At 63.8% G+C, this 17,169-nt stretch carries 15 protein-coding genes; 6 read left to right on the top strand and 9 right to left on the bottom strand.

Annotation, left to right across the window (positions count from 1 at the left end):
• Positions 1-24: 24 nt before the first annotated feature.
• The 5 genes from AC07FD_RS09220 to AC07FD_RS09200 all read left to right on the top strand — a co-directional run bounded on the left by AC07FD_RS09220 (position 25) and on the right by AC07FD_RS09200 (position 6,501).
• A complete protein-coding gene (locus AC07FD_RS09220; RefSeq protein WP_477393605.1) occupies positions 25-1,020 on the top strand; it encodes a glycosyltransferase family 2 protein in 996 nt (331 codons plus the stop codon).
• Positions 1,020-1,961, top strand: a complete 942-nt coding sequence (locus tag AC07FD_RS09215; protein ID WP_478349583.1) for a glycosyltransferase family 2 protein — start codon at positions 1,020-1,022, stop codon at positions 1,959-1,961. Before AC07FD_RS09220 ends, AC07FD_RS09215 begins: the two co-directional genes overlap by 1 nt.
• Positions 1,951-2,901: a glycosyltransferase family 2 protein gene (locus AC07FD_RS09210; RefSeq protein ID WP_478349582.1), complete on the top strand. Its 951-nt coding sequence runs from the start codon at positions 1,951-1,953 to the stop codon at positions 2,899-2,901. The genes AC07FD_RS09215 and AC07FD_RS09210 overlap by 11 nt, the downstream gene beginning before the upstream one ends.
• A 74-nt stretch (positions 2,902-2,975) precedes the next feature.
• Positions 2,976-3,872: a UTP--glucose-1-phosphate uridylyltransferase gene (locus AC07FD_RS09205; protein ID WP_379023099.1), complete on the top strand. Its 897-nt coding sequence runs from the start codon at positions 2,976-2,978 to the stop codon at positions 3,870-3,872.
• Positions 3,873-4,107: 235 nt separating this feature from the next.
• Positions 4,108-6,501, top strand: coding sequence for a polysaccharide biosynthesis tyrosine autokinase (locus tag AC07FD_RS09200; protein WP_478349581.1), 2,394 nt, complete (start codon positions 4,108-4,110; stop codon positions 6,499-6,501).
• A 217-nt stretch (positions 6,502-6,718) separates the two neighbouring features.
• On the opposite strand, the gene AC07FD_RS09195 is transcribed toward AC07FD_RS09200, so the two are convergent.
• A complete protein-coding gene (locus AC07FD_RS09195; protein WP_478349580.1) occupies positions 6,719-7,804 on the bottom strand; it encodes an acyltransferase family protein in 1,086 nt (361 codons plus the stop codon).
• A 91-nt stretch (positions 7,805-7,895) separates the two neighbouring features.
• Positions 7,896-9,803, bottom strand: coding sequence for a propionyl-CoA synthetase (locus tag AC07FD_RS09190; RefSeq protein ID WP_478349579.1), 1,908 nt, complete (start codon positions 9,801-9,803; stop codon positions 7,896-7,898).
• A gap of 114 nt (positions 9,804-9,917) precedes the next feature.
• On the opposite strand from AC07FD_RS09190, the gene AC07FD_RS09185 reads away from it, so the two are divergent.
• Complete coding sequence (locus AC07FD_RS09185) at positions 9,918-10,715, top strand: DUF2259 domain-containing protein (RefSeq protein WP_478349578.1); 798 nt, start codon at positions 9,918-9,920, stop codon at positions 10,713-10,715.
• Positions 10,716-11,015: 300 nt separating this feature from the next.
• On the opposite strand, the gene dhaK is transcribed toward AC07FD_RS09185, so the two are convergent.
• The 7 genes from dhaK to AC07FD_RS09150 form a co-directional block, all read right to left on the bottom strand.
• On the bottom strand, positions 11,016-12,002 hold the full coding sequence (gene dhaK, locus AC07FD_RS09180; protein ID WP_477393592.1) for a dihydroxyacetone kinase subunit DhaK: 987 nt from the start codon (positions 12,000-12,002) through the stop codon (positions 11,016-11,018).
• A 45-nt stretch (positions 12,003-12,047) separates the two neighbouring features.
• Entirely contained in the window at positions 12,048-12,470 is a 423-nt protein-coding gene (locus AC07FD_RS09175; protein ID WP_457150028.1) for a hypothetical protein, read from the bottom strand.
• Complete coding sequence (gene ptsP, locus AC07FD_RS09170) at positions 12,467-14,098, bottom strand: phosphoenolpyruvate--protein phosphotransferase (protein ID WP_478349577.1); 1,632 nt, start codon at positions 14,096-14,098, stop codon at positions 12,467-12,469. Before ptsP ends, AC07FD_RS09175 begins: the two co-directional genes overlap by 4 nt.
• On the bottom strand, positions 14,082-14,384 hold the full coding sequence (locus AC07FD_RS09165; protein ID WP_095082797.1) for an HPr family phosphocarrier protein: 303 nt from the start codon (positions 14,382-14,384) through the stop codon (positions 14,082-14,084). Before AC07FD_RS09165 ends, ptsP begins: the two co-directional genes overlap by 17 nt.
• A 21-nt stretch (positions 14,385-14,405) precedes the next feature.
• Positions 14,406-14,795 carry a dihydroxyacetone kinase phosphoryl donor subunit DhaM gene (dhaM, locus tag AC07FD_RS09160; protein ID WP_478349576.1) on the bottom strand — a complete coding sequence of 130 codons (390 nt, stop codon included), beginning with the start codon at positions 14,793-14,795 and terminating at the stop codon, positions 14,406-14,408.
• On the bottom strand, positions 14,792-15,394 hold the full coding sequence (dhaL, locus tag AC07FD_RS09155; protein WP_478349575.1) for a dihydroxyacetone kinase subunit DhaL: 603 nt from the start codon (positions 15,392-15,394) through the stop codon (positions 14,792-14,794). The genes dhaM and dhaL overlap by 4 nt, the downstream gene beginning before the upstream one ends.
• 72 nt (positions 15,395-15,466) lie before the next feature.
• Positions 15,467-17,110: a dihydroxyacetone kinase subunit DhaK gene (locus tag AC07FD_RS09150; protein ID WP_478349574.1), complete on the bottom strand. Its 1,644-nt coding sequence runs from the start codon at positions 17,108-17,110 to the stop codon at positions 15,467-15,469.
• Positions 17,111-17,169 lie beyond the last annotated feature (59 nt).

Raw genomic sequence — 17,169 nt, 5'->3', positions numbered from 1 at the left:
ATGGCTGAACATGGACAGAGGCTGATGACGCAGACTAAGAAAACTTCATCCAGCCTGATCGTTATTCCGTGCCTGAACGAAGCGGCCCATATCGGTGTGCTGCTCGATCAACTGCGCCCCGCCGCGGCAAGGCTTGGCGCCAGGATCATCGTCGCCGACGGCGGCAGCACCGACGGCACGCTGGCTATCGTCAAGGACATCGCAAGCAAGGATCCGCGCGTTATCCTGCTTCACAACGAACGGCGCATCCAGAGCGCGGCGATAAATCTCGCCGTCGGCACCTTCGGCGAAGGTGCCGACTATCTCATCCGCATCGATGCGCATGGCGGCTATCCCGACGACTATTGCGACCGGCTGGTTGAGGAGGCATTGGCCACCGGAGCGGATTCGGTTGTCGTTTCGATGCTGACCAGCGGCAGCAGCACCGTGCAGAAGGCCGCCGCGGCGGCACAGAATTCCAAGCTCGGCACCGGCGGCTCCAAGCACCGGCACCGTTCCGCCGGAGAGTGGGTCGATCACGGCCATCACGCGCTGATTAGGATATCGGCGTTCGGTTCTGTCGGCGGCTATGACGAGACGTTCAGCCACAACGAGGATGCCGAGCTCGACTACAGGCTGAGACAGGCCGGCTACAAGATCTGGATGAGCGGCAAGACGCATATGATCTACTACCCGCGCACCTCGCTCAGCGGCCTCTATTTCCAGTATCTCGGCTATGGTCGCGGCCGCGCCAAGAATGTGCTTAAGCACCGCGTCATCCCGAAGGTCCGGCAGATGGTGCCGCTCCTGGTGTTTCCGGTCGTGCTGCTGGCGGCGCTCTCATTCGTGCACTGGCTGGCGGCGGTGCCGCTGCTGCTGTGGGCCTCGGTGTGCCAGGGTTACGGCCTGTGGACGGCCATCCGCCAGCGCAATGCCGACATCGCGCTGGCCGGCGTCTCGGCGATGGTCATGCACCTTGGATGGTCGATCGGCTTCTGGCTGCAGCTTCTTGGCCTCGGGTCGCGGCGCGGGGTGGCGTGATGGCCAAGAAGCTCAGCATCGACATCGGCGTCTGCACGTTCCGGCGGCCGGAACTGGCCGACACGCTGCGCTCGCTCGACGCCATGCAGATGCCGGCCGGGTTCGATATCAGCATCATCGTCGCCGACAACGACGACACGCCGACCGCCCGCGACCTGGTGACGGCGCTGTCGCGGGAATTGACCGTGCCGGTCCGCTATCAGTATTGCCCGGCGCGCAACATTTCGATCGCCCGCAACGCTTGCCTCGACGCCAGCACGGCGGATTTCGTCGCTTTCATAGATGATGACGAGACGGCCACGCCGCGCTGGCTCGCCGAACTGGTCGCGACGGCGCAAGCGAGCGGTGCAGCCACCGTGCTCGGCCCGGTCCGGGCGCGCTATCGTCCGGATGCGCCGGACTGGATGCGGCGCGGCGATTTCCATTCGACCTTGCCCGTCTGGGTTCGCGGCGAGATCCAGACCGGCTACACCTGCAACGTTCTGCTCCGCATGGGATCGGACAGCCTGCGTGGCCGCCGCTTCAGCTTGGCACGCGGCCAGACCGGCGGTGAGGACACCGAATTCTTCGACCAGATGCACAAAGCGGGCGGCCGCATCGCCTTTTCGCCCGACGCCTGGGTCGACGAGGTGGTGCCGCGCTCGAGGGCGGCGTTCGACTGGCTCGGCCGCCGCCGCTTCCGCGTCGGACAGACGCACGGGCATCTTCTGGGACGCAACGCGCGCGGCATCGGCCTGGTCAAGCAGGTCGGCCTGGCGTCGGCAAAGGCCATCTATTGCTTCGCCTCTGCGCTTCCGGTCGTCATCAGCCCGGTTCGAAGGAACCGCAGCGTGCTGCGCGGCATTATGCATGTCGGTGTCGTCAGCGGCCTTGTCGGCATCCGCGAAATCCGCCTCTACGGCCAGCCTTCGCCGCAGGAAGGGGGCAAGCATGCAGCCTGACGTCAGCTTTGTCATCGCCGCCTACAACGCCGAGGCGACCCTCGACCGGGCGATCGCCAGCGCCATCGCGCAGAAAAACGTCAGCGTCGAAATCATCGTCGTCGACGACAAGTCGCGCGACGCGACGCTCGACGTGGCGCGGGCCTATCCGCAAGATATCGTTCGCGTCGTCGCCCTGGCCAGCAATCGCGGTCCCGGCGGCGCCAGGAATGCCGGCCTCGACGTCGCCCGCGGCAGATGGATCGCGGTTCTCGATTCCGACGACGCCGTTTTTCCCGACCGCATCGCGGCCATGATCGCCCGCGCCGAAAAGGCGGGCGCCGAGATCGCCGTCGACAATTTGCAGGTCATTCGCGAGGACGGTGTCGTCGAGGACGCGATGTTTCCAACACGCTATCTGGAGGATTTGAGCGAAATCTCGCTGGCCAGCTACATCGCCGGCAACGTCGTTTTCGAATCGAAGTTCAATCTCGGCTATCTTAAGCCGATCTTCCAGCGCGCGTTCCTGGACGAAAACGAGCTTCGCTATGATGAAAAACTGAGCATCGGCGAAGATTACATCCTGCTCGCCAACGCCTTGGCCAAGGGCGGCAAATGCGTGGTCGAGCCGACGATCGGATATGCCTATCATATCCGCAGCGGCTCCATCTCCCGCGTGCTCGAGCGTCACCACGTCGAAGCGATGCGCAACGCAGATGCCGTGTTCGCTCAAACCCATTCGATGGACGAGGCCGCGCAAGTCGCGTTCGCCCGGCGCAGCCGCAGCCTGCGCAAGGCCGCATCGTTCCTGTCTATGGTTCAGCACATCAAGGCGCGGTCCCCGCTCAAGGCGATCCGGACTGCGCTCAGCGACCCAGCGGCGGTCAGGCATATGGGCATGCCGATCGCCGTGCGGTTGCGAAGAGTAGCGGCGCAGTTTGCCGTTGGGGTGGGGAGGTGAAGATGCAGGCACATGAAGGGGTTTTTCGTGGCTTGTGAATGGACTGAAGTCGATCTCCTCAGAAGGAATTTGCGATGAAGAAAATCAGGAAGGCCGTGATACCGGTGGCAGGACTTGGAACAAGGTTCCTGCCGGCGACCAAGTCGATGCCGAAGGAAATGCTCCCCGTCGTCGACAGGCCTGTCGTGCAATATGCGGTGGACGAGGCCTTCGAGGCGGGCATCGAGCACATTGTGTTCGTCACCGGCCGCAACAAGGCGGTGATCGAGGACTATTTCGACCTCCATCCGGAATTGATCGGAACACTCGAACAGACCGGCAAGAAGGCGCAATTGCAATCGCTGGAAAGCCTTCTGCCCGTGGCCGGCGCCACCAGCTTCATCCGCCAGCAATCGCCGCAAGGCCTCGGCCATGCCGTCTGGTGCGCGCGCGAAGTGATCGGCAACGAGCCCTTCGCCTTGCTGTTGCCGGACATGGTGTCGTTCGGTGGCCGCGGATGCCTGGCCGAGATCGTCGATCTCTATGCTGAAACCGGCGGCAACGTCATCGCCGTCGAGCGCTGCGATCCGACCGAGACCAACAAATACGGCATCGTCGGCCGTGGCGCCGATATCGGCGGCGGCTTCGAGGTGACGGCGATGGTCGAAAAGCCGGCGCCGGCCAACGCGCCGTCGAACTTCTACATCAACGGCCGCTACATCCTGCAGCCCGAGATTTTCGCGCTTCTGGGCAATCAGCAGCGCGGCGCCGGCAACGAAATCCAGTTGACGGACGCCATGGTCCGGCTGTCGCGGGACCAGGCGTTCTTCGCCCAGCCTTTCAAGGGCCGCATGTTCGACTGCGGTTCGAAGGAAGGGTTCATCCAGGCCAACATCGCCTTCGCGCTGGCGCGCGACGACATGAAGGGCCCGATTTTCGAGATGCTTCAGGAGTTCGTCCGGTCGCATGAACGCCAGGAAGAAGCCGCATAATGCCCATGTTTCGGGAGCATTTACAGATGGCTGGCGACGCGGGGCGATAGCTCCCGCGCCGCCTGGCACGAAGTTTGCGTTTTATTGCGCAATGCTCCCGATCTTCGCGGCTGTGCAAGCCCCGGCATGATCCCGAAAAATGACCACCGGTTTTCGGAAAAGATCATGCTCAAACGCTGAGATGGATCTCCATCCCGATCATCGGGATGGAACAGGCTCTGGAATTGGACCGAAGATGAATTATGCCAACTTTCCTCTCGACAAGAGGATGCCATTGCCGAATTCGGACGCAGGAGACGGCGAAGACTTCATCGACATCGAGCGGCTGCTTGGCATGGCCGCACGGCAAGCCAAGGTGGTTGCCGTGTGCGCCGTCATCGGTCTCTTTCTGGGCCTGCTCTATCTGCAGACCACGCCGCCCCAATATCAGTCGGTCTCAAGCGTGCTGATCGATGAGGGCTTGAACAAGATCGTCGACGACATCTCGGCGGCGTCGACAACCATGCAGACCGATTCCGCCATCCTGAGCCAGATCGAGATCCTGACCTCGACGCGGCTTGCCGCCGTGGTCGTCGACAAGCTGAAGCTCGACCAGAACGATGCCTTCCTGAATCCGCCCGTGTCGGCTCTGGCAAGGGGCGTCGGTCTGATCCGGGGCCTGATCCAGTATGTTCGCCCAAGCCCTGTCATGCCGGGCGTCGGTGACATCAGCAAGCTCGACCCCGCCGCCCGCGATGCGCTGATCGCCACGTCCCGTCGCGACTACGCGATCCTCAAGCTGCAGAACGAGGTGCGGGCGGAGCGCACGGGGCGAAGCTACGTCATCGCCCTCGGCTATCAGTCGACGGATCCGGCTCTGGCCCATGCGATCACCAAAGCCTATGCCGATGCCTATCTTGCCGATCAGCTCGATGCCAGCTTCGACGCCACCGAGCGGGCGGCGGTCTGGCTGCAGGGCCGGTTGACGGAATTGCGCGAGAGCTCGCAGGCGGCATCGCTCGCGGTCGAGAAATTCAGGGCCGAACATGGCCTGGCCGCCAACAGCGATGGCCAGTTGATGAGCGACAAGCAACTGTCCGATCTCAACGCCCAGCTCATCGTCGCGCAGGCCGACACCGCACGCGCCAGTGCCCGCTACCAGCAGTACAAGGCGATTGTCGAAAGCGGCTCCGACAACGCTTTCAAGGATGCCGCCATATCAAGCGACCAGCCGAGCAGCTCGGTCATCGCGGCGCTCAAGACCCGCTACCTCACTGTCTCCAAGCGGCTGCAGGACGTCGAGGCGAATTTCGGCGCCCAGCATCCGCAGGCGTTGGCGCTTGCCAAGGAGAAGGCCGACATATCGACGCAGATCTTCGGCGAACTGAAGCAGCTGACCGAAAGCTATCGCAACGAATATGAAGTGGCGCTGGCGCGCGAGACCGCGCTCAGGGCCAATGTCGCGGCTGCGCAAGGCAAGAGTTCCGTCGACAACCAGACGCAAGTCAAGCTGCGGGAACTCGATCAGCAGGCGACGGCGCTCACCACGCTTTATCAGACATTCCTCGGCCGCTACGAGGAAGCCGCGCAGCAGCAATCCTTCCCGGTCGGCAAGATCCGCATCATCTCGGACGCCTCGATGCCGCTCACCGCGTCAAGCCCACGCACGATCATCGTGATTGGACTTTCGCTGGTGCTTGGCACGCTGATGGGCGCCGGCTTCGGCGGCCTGAATGAATTCAACGAACGTTTCTTCAGGACCGGCGAGGAGGTGCGCGACCGTGTCGGGCTGAAATTCCTCGGCTATCTGCCGACGATCGGCGGCAAGCTGAGCAAGGAAGACACGCCGGGCGATACCCAGGTGGATGACAAGACCGCCAGATCGCTGTCGTCCGCCGAAAGGCGGGCGCGCATGCGGGTGAGCATCGATTCGCCTGCGTCGATGTTCTCCGAAACGCTGCGCAGCGCCAAGATCGCCTTCGACGTCGTGATGGAAGGGCAAGGCAGCCGCGTCATCGGCATCGTCTCGGTGCTTCCCGGCGAGGGCAAGTCGACGGTCGCGGCAAATCTCGCCGGATTGCTTGCCGCCAACGGCGCCAAGACGCTGCTGATCGACGGCGACCTGCGCAACCCTGGCCTCAGCCGTGGTCTCGGCATGGAAGCTGAGCAAGGCTTGATGGAAGCCGTGGTCAACGGCCAGGCCTGGCAGTCCGTCGGCAAGATCGACCGGCAGACGAAGCTGGCAATCATCCCGGCCGTGCTGCGCGGTCACTTCTCGCACACCAGCGAACTTCTCTCCTCGGCCGGGATGCGGCGCTTCATCGAGAACGCCAAGGAGACCTTCGAATACATCGTCGTCGATCTGCCGCCGCTCGGACCGGTGGTCGATGCCAAGGCATTCGCGCCGCTGGTCGACGGGTTTGTGCTCGTCACCGAATGGGGGCGCACGCCCCGCGCGATGGTGAGGTCGATGCTGGAGTCCGAACCCTATGTCGCCAACAAGATCATCGGGGCGGTGCTGAACAAGGTCGATCTGAAGAAGCTGGCCAAATACGGATCGTTCGGCGGCTCCGAGAAGTTCTTCGATAAATACTCGAGCTACTATCTGGAAAAGTCGGAAGTGCGCAGCAAGGCAAAGGCAACGGTCTGACTTTGTCCAAGTAGGCCCTTTCGAAAGCACATTGCGTTGAAACAGGGCCGGTCGACGCCGCGCGCTTTGGGTGATGCATTAGGAGCAGGTCAGCCTCCAGAAGCACATGAACCAACCTGCTTCGCGGGTCTGGCGATTCCCGTGGCAGTTGGCCGTCCGCTCTGGAAGGCCGCATTGCCGAGCCGGGCCTCGGAGACCTGCGGATGATCAGTCGCGACTACGCCGCCTTGAGCCGATAGCGGAAAACGGTGTGGTCGAGCAGCAGCCGGATGCGTGGTTCGGCCTCGGTCGCCACCAGCCAGCTTGCCGCGATCATTGTCGCGCCGACGATCACCATCGAGAAGAGATGCGGCAGACCCGCGCGGACCAGGACGCCGAGCAGGGCCGCGCCGACAACGTCATGCAGGAGGTAGAGCGGATAGGTCATCAGGCCGATCCGGCGCCAGCCGCTCCAGGAGAGGTCGAGCCGAAGCGACCACGCCATCAGTCCGACCCCGGTGAGGAAAATGAGAATCGGCGGCGCGAACGGCATCTCTTGCCCAACCTTCAGGATGTGAACGTCGATCGAACTGGCGATCTGCAGCACGCCGCCGCCCAGGAACAGGGCGCAGAAGGCAAGGCGAGCCGTCGTCACCGCCTTGAAACGTATCAGCCACAACATGACGCCGGTCGCGAAGAAAACGCCGTGATGCACCAGCAAAAGGTCGAGCGTGCGTGTCTCGGCAAGGTCGGCCCAGCCGAGCGGGTAATAGAGGCACCAGAAAAGCGTGCTGACCAGGCCGATGGCGATGGCCACCAATTCCATCTGATGGAAGCGGCCAAGCCGCAGCAAGGTCCAGACGATGGCATAGAAGGCGATCTCGATGCCGAGCGTCCAGTAGACGCTGTCCACCCAGGGTGCGTAGGGAACGAACAGGCCGGTGCGAACCAGCCTGTCGACGGCATCGGTCGGCCAGCTCAGGCCGACGATCAGAAGCACGACCGCGGTGACGGGTGCGCAGATCCAGACCGCCGGCGCCAGTCGTTTCACCCTTGCTTCGAAAAACCGCAGCGGCGTCGATCTCTCGGCGCTGAAGGCGATGACGAAGCCGCTGATGACGAAGAAGATCTGAACGCCGACCCAGCCGGATTCGACCCAGGCGCCTATCGCCGGTTGCGCGGGAATGCCGCCCGTGGCGCGTGCCGAAACGCCGTCCGGAAACGCCCACACCCAGAAGCCGTAGTGATAGACCATGACCATGACGGCGGCGAGGAACCGCAGGATGTCGACGCCGCCAAATGTGATTTTCTTCTGCTGAGCCATACCGCCTCGCCGGATGGCCCCCCGATCAGGGGTGTAAGGTGGATTGCTGCATTGCACAACAAAAGATTGCGCGCCTCCCTCGCCGATTTTCCTAAACCACGATCCCTCGCTCCCTCAAGGCGACGGTTATCTCATCGAGGATCAGCGGATCGTCGATGGTTGCCGGCATCGTCCATTCTTCCTTGTCGGCGATCTTCTGCATGGTGCCGCGCAGGATCTTGCCCGAACGTGTCTTGGGCAGCCGCTTGATCGTCACCACCGTCTTGAAGGCGGCGACCGGGCCGATGCGTTCGCGCACCAGGCCGACCACTTCGCTTTCGATGGCACCGGTTTCGCGCGAAACGCCGGCATTGAGCACCACGAAGCCAAGCGGTACCTGACCCTTCATGGTATCGGCGATGCCGATGACGGCGCATTCGGCAACATCGGGATGGGCGGAAAGCACTTCCTCCATGGCTCCGGTCGACAACCGGTGGCCGGCGACATTGATGATGTCGTCTGTACGGGCCATGACGTAGAGATAGCCATCCTCGTCGACCATGCCGGCATCCGCCGTCTTGTAGAAGCCGGGGAACTCGTCGAGATAGGCTTGGCGGAACCGTTGATCGGCGTGCCACAACGTCGGCAGGCAGCCGGCCGGCAGCGGCAGCTTGACCACCACATTGCCCAGCGTGCCGCGCGGCACTTCGTGGCCGGCATCGTCAAGCACGCGAATGTCGTAGCCGGGCATAGGCACGCCGGGCGAGCCATATTTCACCGGCAACAGGCCGAGGCCGGCGGGATTGATCGTCATCGGCGAGCCGGTTTCGGTCTGCCACCAATGGTCGACCACCGGCACATTGAGCTTCTGCTCCGCCCATTTGATGGTTTCGGGGTCGGCGCGCTCGCCGGCCAGGAACAGCGTGCGGAATTTCGACAGGTCGTATTTCGGAATGAACTCGCCCTTCGGATCCTGTCCCTTGATGGCCCGAAACGCGGTCGGCGCGGTGAACAGCGCGACGACGCCATGCTCTGCTATCACCCGCCAGTAGGTGCCGGCATCGGGCGTGCCGATCGGCTTGCCTTCGAACAGCACGCTGGTGCAGCCATGCAACAGCGGCCCATAGACGATGTAGGAATGGCCGACCACCCAGCCGACGTCCGAGGCTGCCCAGAATACCTCGCCCGGCTTGACGCCGAACTCGTTTTCCATCGTCCATTTCAGCGCGACCATGTGGCCGCCATTGTCGCGCACGATGCCCTTGGGCTGACCGGTCGTGCCCGATGTGTAGATGATGTAGAGCGGGTCGGTGGCAAGCACCGGAACGCAGTCGACATTGGCGCCGGCTGCCCGTTCGCGGGCGACGGCATCGGCATAATCGATGTCGAAATGCTCCTTCAAATCGCAGCGCAATTGGTCGCGCTGCAGGATCAGGCAGCCGTCAGGCTTGTGGCGGGAAATCTCGATCGCTCGGTCGAGCAGTGGCTTGTAGGCAACGACGCGGCCCGGCTCCAGCCCGCAAGAGGCCGAAATGATCAGCTTCGGCTTGGCGTCGTCGATGCGGGTGGCAAGCTCATGCGAGGCAAAGCCGCCGAAGACGACCGAATGCACGGCGCCAATGCGGGCGCAGGCCAGCATGGCGAAGGCGGCCTCCGGCACCATCGGCATGTAGATGATGACGCGGTCGCCCTTGCCGATGCCGCGATTCTTCAGCACCGAGGTCAGCGCGACCACCTCGCGCTTGAGCTCGGCATAGGTGAACTTCTTGATCGTTCCGGTGATGGCGCTGTCATGGATCAGCGCGATCTGCTCGGCACGTCCGCCCGCGACGTGACGGTCGACGGCATTGTAGCAGGTGTTGCAGGTGGCGCCGGTAAACCAGCGGCCGTAGACGCCGGCCGTGGCATCGAACACCTTGTCATAGGGCGAATACCAGTCGATGGCGGCGGCCGCCTCCGCCCAGAACTTTTCCGGATCGCGTTTCCAGCCGTCATAGACCTCGTGATAGCGTGAAGTCATCCGACACCTCCCCAGGAATGTTTTTCTTCCCACCAGATAGCGCGCTCTAACCTTGGCCGCAAATGTGCGCCATTGTGCGGCCGGCATCGATCTGGCGCTTGGGGGCAAGCTGCGATGAAATTGCGATATCGGATTGGAGCGGCCGTGCTGGCGGCGCTGTCATTGACGGCCGCGTCCGTCGCCTGGGCTGGCGATGCCTCGGCACGGCGCATCATCGGCTTTTCGCCCGACGGCAACTATTTCGCCTTCGAGCAATATGGAACGCTCGACGCCGGCGCTTCGAACTCCGGCTATTCGCAGATCGACATCATAGACACCCGTACCGACGCCTTCGTCGGCGGCAAGCCGATCCTCGTCGTCGACGAGTCCGAGGAGGCGACGCTGACCCTCGAACAGGCAAGGGCACAGGCCGCCGCTAAGGCGGCGCCCATCCTTGCCAAACATGCCATCGCATCGCGCGGCGAGCAGACGGCTTCCGACAAGTTCACCTTTCCCGATGAGATGGTTGCCTACAACGACATTTCCCGCCTCGAGCAGGTGTCGCAGAAATGGCTTTCGCCGCTCTATGACCAACTCGACATTTCGACCATCCAGCTCGACCAGATCCTGGCCAGCAGCACCACAGACTGTTCAGCGAGTTTCGACGCCACACAGCAAGGCGACATATCGGGCAAGGCGCTCGGCTTCCGGCTGACGCTGCAAGGGCAGGACGGCAAGCCGTTCAAGGTCTTGCACGAGGACAAGACCGTGCCGGGGTCGAGGAATTGCCCGACCTCCTACAGCCTCTCGGAATCCTACGAATTCACCCCGGCCGGCAAGCCGGCCGTCATTGTGGTGCTGGTGCAGCGCTTCAGCCAGGGCTTCGAGGGCCGCGACCGCCGCTTCATTGCGGTGACCGGCCAACCGCGCTGACAAAGTCGATTGCTCTAGATCGGCAAAGCCACAAGCATGAGGCCGATGCCACCGAAGATCAAAATGGCTGTCGCCAGGGCTTTTCTGTGACGTTCGAAGCTCGTCGGAGCCCGCTCCCAATTGTAACGCATACGCTATCTCCCGAAGGCCCGAGGAGTCTTTACCTTACTTGGGGGAAGAAAAGCAACGGTCTGGCGCGGACGGCCCGTGTGCCCCCGCATCGCGAAGAAGACTATTTCTGGGACGATACCTGCTGGAAGCCGGCGGCGGGCGCGTTCCAGTCGCCGGCTGGCAGGAAGTCTACATGCCCCAGCGCAGCGCCGCCGTATGCACCGGCGCATCCCAGAACGCGGTCGTTTCCGCGTCGAGCATGGTCAACGTGATCGAGCAGCCGGCCATGTCCAGGGAGGTGACATAGGAGCCGACCAGCGAACGGGTCACCGTCACGCCATGCTTCTCGAAAATCCGCCGCGCGCTATTGTACATGAGGTAGAGCTCCATCAGCGGCGTGCCGCCAAAACCGTTGACGAACAGCAGCGCCGGGCCCTTGGCTCCGTCGCCGAGATCGCCAAGGATCGCGGCACAGATTTCCTCGGCAATGGCATCGGCGCTTTTCAATGTGTCGCGTCGCCGTCCGGGCTCGCCGTGGATGCCGACGCCGAACTCCATCTCGCCGTCGCCGATGTCGAAAGTCGGCTTGCCGGCGGCCGGCACGGTGCAACTGGTCAGCGCCACGCCCATCGAGCGGGTAGCAGCGTTGACGCGTTCGCCCAACGCCTTCAGCGGCGCCAGCGCCAGGCCATGCTCGGCCGCCGCGCCGACGATCTTTTCGACCACCAGCGTGCCGGCGACGCCGCGCCGGCCGGTCGTGTAGGACGAATTCTCGACGGCGACATCGTCATTGGTGACGATTTGCACGACGCCTTCCGACATTTCAGCCGCCATCTCGAAGTTCATCACATCGCCTTCATAATTCTTGACGATGAACAGGCAGCCGGCGCCGGTGTCGACGGCCTCCGCCGCCGCCAGCATCTGGTCCGGCGTCGGCGAGGTGAACACCTGGCCGGGGCAGGCGGCGTCGAGCATGCCGTGACCGACAAAGCCGCCATGCAGCGGCTCGTGGCCGGAGCCGCCGCCGGAGATCAGCGCTACTTTGCCCGGCCGCAAGGTCTTGCGGCGGACGAATTTATGTTCCTCGCCAAGCACCAGGATGTCGGCATGGGCGGCAACGAAGCCGTCGAGGCTTTCGGTCAGCACCGTGTCCAGCGAATTCATAAATTTCTTCACGGCCGTCTCCTCCCGAAATGGGCCTTGTTGAACCGCTCTGACGGATCAACCACCCTTGCCGGTGATGCTGGTGATCTTCTGGATAAAATCATTCACTGCCCGATCGAGTGCAGCGTTCTGCTTGTCGTCGCCGAAATCGGGCACGATGAGTGAAACATGCCGTGTCTTGCGCATGCCTGCCGCGACAGACATTTTTCCCGGATGTGCCTGATGGTAGGCAGCAAGAAACTGATCACGCTCGGCCGGGCTGAAATGGCAGACGGAAAAGATCGAAGGCAAATGCTTTGACGGAATCGGGATCGAATAGGCCGGGCTGGAAATCTGCGTGACGAAACTGCGGTGCTTGCCAAGCGCATCGGCAAGCCGCTGGCGCATGCCGGACGGTCGCTGGTCGATGACATGCGACAGGATCGTCTTATAGGCGCGGATCGCCTCTTCGGAACCGGCTTCAGGTATCTTGTCGATCATGCCGGCCGCGCCTGGATAGAAACGTCCGCGATCGCCGCCTTGGCCATGGCGAGTTGCGCCGGAGCGACGGACAGATCGCGCAGGCCGGCCTCGAGCAGCGACGGGATCGCAGCGGGGTCACCGCCGGCGTCGCCGCACAGGCTGACCGGGATTTCTTCGCGCAGGCCAAACGCGGTCACCGCAGCGATCAGCCGCAGCACGGCTGGATGACGGACCGAATTGAGGTGCGCCACCAGAGCGTTGTCGCGGGCCGCCGCCATGACATATTGGGTCAGGTCGTTGGAGCCGATCGAGAAGAAGGCGACCTCGGTAAAGGCCTCGGGCGCGATCGCCACCGACGGCACTTCGACCATGATGCCGAGCGGCGGCATCTGTTGCGCGATGCCGCCCGAGGCAAGCCTTGCCTGCTCTTCGGCGAACATCGCCGCTGCCTGTCTGTATTCCTCCACAATGGCGATCATCGGGAACATCACTTTCAGACTGCCGTGCACGGCGGCGCGCAGCAGTGCCCGGATTTGTACACGAAACACTTCCGGCCGCGCCAGCGACAGCCTGATGCCGCGCAGGCCGAGGAACGGATTGCCTTCCTCGACGGTGAAGCCGGGCACTGGCTTGTCGCCGCCGGCATCGACGGTGCGGATCGTCACCGGCTTGTCGCCGGCCCATTCCAGCACCTTTCGATAGGCGCGATACTGCGTTTCCTCATCGGGCAACGTCTTTCCGAACAGGAATTCGGTGCGCATCAGGCCGACACCGTCGCAGGTGGCGATGTCGATGCCGTCGACGTCGGACGGGTCGGCGATGTTGACCTGCACCCCCACCGCTATCCCGGTCCTGGTCACCGCCGGCCGCGCCAGAAAAATCCCGGCCCGGTCGCGGCGCGCCGAGAACAACGACGACGATTGGCGAAAGGCGTCGATCTCGGCCTTGGAAGGCGACAGCACGATGCCGCCATGTTCGGCATCGAGCAGTGCTATGCCGGCAAATTTGGTTGCCGAAGCGCCAAGGCCGGCCGGCCCAAGATCCACAACCCCAAGTCCGACCACCATCGGTACGCCGCGCGAGCGCGCCAGCATGGCGACATGGCTCGCCGTGCTGCCCGCCTTCAGCGCGATGCCGCCACCGCCACTCCAGTCGGTTTCGAGAAAACGCGTCGGCGCGATGTCCTCGCCGTAGAGGATGGCGCCGGATGGTGCTTGAACCCCGCCATCCTCGGTCAGCGCCCGCAGCACCTGGTCCCTGATGTCGCGTATGTCGGCCGCACGGGCGCGGAAATAGTCTTGATCCGAGGTCTCGTAGCCGGCGATTTCCACATCCAGCGCCTGTCGCCATGCCGCATCGGCGGGGTGTCCAGAGGCAATCGCAGCAAAAGCCGGGCCGCTCAACGCGTCGTCCTCCAGCATGGCGATCTGAAATTCGAGGATGTCGGCGGCGTCACCGTCGGCGATTTTGATCAATGCGGCGAGACGGCCCGTCGCAACGTCGATTGCGGTCTCGAGCGCAGCCTTCTCGTCGGCAGCATTTTCCTTGCAGGCGTAGGCAATTGCAATCTGGTCGAGGTCGAACAGCGGTCCCTCGGCATAACCGGCCGAGGCCGAAATGCCTTGCAGCCTAAGCGGTTCGGACATGGTCCGCGCCTTCGTCGAAATCGCGCCGCACCAGTTCGACCAGCGCGTCGACGGCATCATCGGCGCCATCGCCGCTGGCGCGGATGTGCAGCACCGTGCCCTTCGGCGCCTTGGTGGCCATCACCTTCACGATGCTCTTGGCGTCGAACCATGGCCCGTTGGCGGCCAGCGCTATTTCCACCTCGGCGGCGAAGGTCTTGGCCAGCTTGGTGAACTTCACCGAAGGACGCGCATGCAGACCCACCTCGTGGGTGATCAGGACGGTCGCTTCGGCGGCTGCGGACATGTCTTTAAAGTTCCCGTTCGTTCACGACGGCGACAATTCGTGCGCCGTCGCCACCACTTCCCGCAGCGAGGCGCCGCCGGACGCCTCGGTCGCCGCCATCACCGCGCCTTCGACGATCGGCGCGTTGCAGACGATGATCTTCTGCGCACGCGGCTCGCCGATCATCTCCACCGCCATTTCGCTGTTGGTCTCGGCGCCGCCGAGATCGACCAGGATGGCGACGCCGGCTTCCGACCAGGCCCTGTCGATGGCGTTCATGATCGCCTCGACATTGGTGCCGAGCCCGCCATGGCCGTTTCCGCCGCACCATGCAAGCGGCACTTCGGCGCCCACCATCTGCCGCACCATGTCGGCCGTGCCCTCGGCGACGAGCGGCGAATGCGAAACGATGACGATGCCGACATTGCTCATGCGCTTTCCCCGACGGTTTCGGCCACTGTCCGCACCAGAAGCGCGGTCGAACGCGCGCCGGCATCCATATGGCCGATCGAGCGGTCGCCAAGGAACGAGGCGCGGCCACGCAGGGCCTTCATCGGCACGGTCGCTTCGGCGGCCGCGTCGGCGCTATCGGCGATCTCCGCCGCCGTCTTTCCCTGAAGCAGCGCCTCATGCACAGGCTGCAGCACGTCGAGCATCGTCTTCTGCCCGACCTGCGATTTGCCCCGCGCCGCCACGGCTTCGATGGCCTTGCCGAAAGCCAGGGTCAGATTGGCGCGATCGGGCGCGGCGGAAATTTCCTTGCCGAGCGCCATGAACAAGGTGCCGAACAGCGGACCCGAAGCGCCGCCGACCGTCATCACCAGCTTGGTGCCAATCGCCTTGAGTGCCTCGGGCAGCGGCTTGGCAGCAAACGCCTCGGCCTCGCTGCGTACGGCCTCGAAGCCGCGCTTCATGTTCAGCCCATGGTCGCCGTCGCCGATCGCCTGGTCCAACGCCGTCAACTCCTCGGCGTGAGCGGCAATCGTATCCGCGGCCGCCACGATCAGCCTGGAAAGGTTCAACGCCGCCATGTCAGCCAAGTTCCTGGTTCCCACCTTGTCGGCAGTAGCGAAAGAATTTTCATTCGGCAACTGAAGCATGCGTCAGGCCACTGCAAGCAGCGCGGCTGCGGCCGCAAAGGCCTCGGCCACCGCATAGGCGCCGGGGTCGACCACGCCCTGCAGCTTGCTGCCGACATAGGCGGACCGCCCGGCTTTCGCCCTGTCCATGGCGGACGTGGCCTCGGCACCGCGTCGAGCCGCTGTTGCCGCTTCCTCCAGGCCGCCGGCGTCCAGCGCGTTCAGGGCAGGCTCGAGGGCATCGATCATGGTGCGGTCGCCGACCTCCGCGCCGCCATAGAACGTCATCCGTTCGAGACCGGCAAGCAGCGCCTTGGCCACGCTGGCACCGCCGTCCAGGGCCTGCGCTGCCGCGGTGAAGAAGATCGACAGCAGCACCCCGCTGGAGCCGCCCATGGACGCGCTCAGAATGTCGCCCACCGCGCCAAGGGTGGCCGCAGGATCGGCAAGTGGCAGCGTATCAAGCCGATCGAGCACGCTGCGCGCGCCTGTCGCCACCGTCGAACCGGTGTCGCCGTCTCCCGCCTTGGCGTCCAGCCCGTTCAAAGTGCCTTCGAGCGCGATCAGCCTTTCGCAGACGGTGACGACAAGCCGTCGGGTACGAGCATCCTGGCTGGGTTTGCGCGCCGCGCCTTCAGCAGCTGGTTTCGCGATGGGCACGACAGAGGGCGATACAACAGGCTTTGCCGGCATCCAGGCGTGCGGACCAACCGGCGCCAGCAGGGCTTTTTGGCGCACGGCGTCGAGCCGGATCAATGACAGCGAGAAGCCGTTCATGTTGAGCGCCGTCATCAGTGGTCCTGGGCCGATCGTCAGCTTGATGGCTTTGGCCAGCGGCGAAGCAAGCACCGCATTGGCGACAAGCGACATTTCGAGCGGCGGCACCGAACCGAGATTGTTGATCAGCAGGGCATGGCTGGCCGCAGGATCGAGCCGTGCCGCAAGCCGCTCCGCCATGATCGCGACCAGCCTGTCGGCGCTTTGCACGGCGATCCGCTCGACGCCCGGCTCACCATGAATGCCAAGGCCGAGCTCGCCATCGTTTTCGCCAAATCTATCTTCGTGCGGCAGCCCAGGGATCGAGCAGGACGACAGGGACATGCCGAGCGACACGATGTCCTTCGCCGCGGCTCGCGCGGCCGCCGCGATATCAGCCAAATCGTGGCCGGCTTCCGACAGATGGCCTGATATCTTGTGCACGAACAAGGTGCCGGCAACGCCGCGCGGCTGGGCAATGTCGGGGAGCGCGATATCGTCGGCGACGATCACCATCTCGACGCGAAAGCCTTCGGCGCGCGCCTTCTCGGCCGCCAGACCGAAATTGAGGCGGTCGCCGGTATAGTTCTTGACGATCAGCAGGCAGCCGGCCGGGCCGGTGACGGCGCGAATGGCCGCCAGCACCGCTTCGACGCTTGGCGACGCAAAGATCTCGCCCGAAACCGCCGCCGTCAGCATGCCCTTGCCGACGAAGCCGGCATGTGACGGCTCGTGCCCGGCGCCGCCGCCGGAGACGACGCTGACGTTGGTCTTGTCCCAGTCGGCGCGCAGGACGACCTTGATCTCGGGATAGCCGTCGAGCCGCGCGAGGTCGCCTGCGCCAATGGTCCGCAAGAGGCCGTCCAGCGCCTCGGTGACGATCGTTTCCCTGCGATTGAAAAAGTGCTTCATCGAATTCGTCCAGTCACTTGTCTGCAGTCATCAATCAGAAGCCGGTGTTGACCCCTTGG

This window comes from Mesorhizobium waitakense, assembly GCF_056431085.1.
Note: the sequence above shows the minus strand (reverse complement) of the source record. Positions and strands in the feature narration are given on the sequence as shown.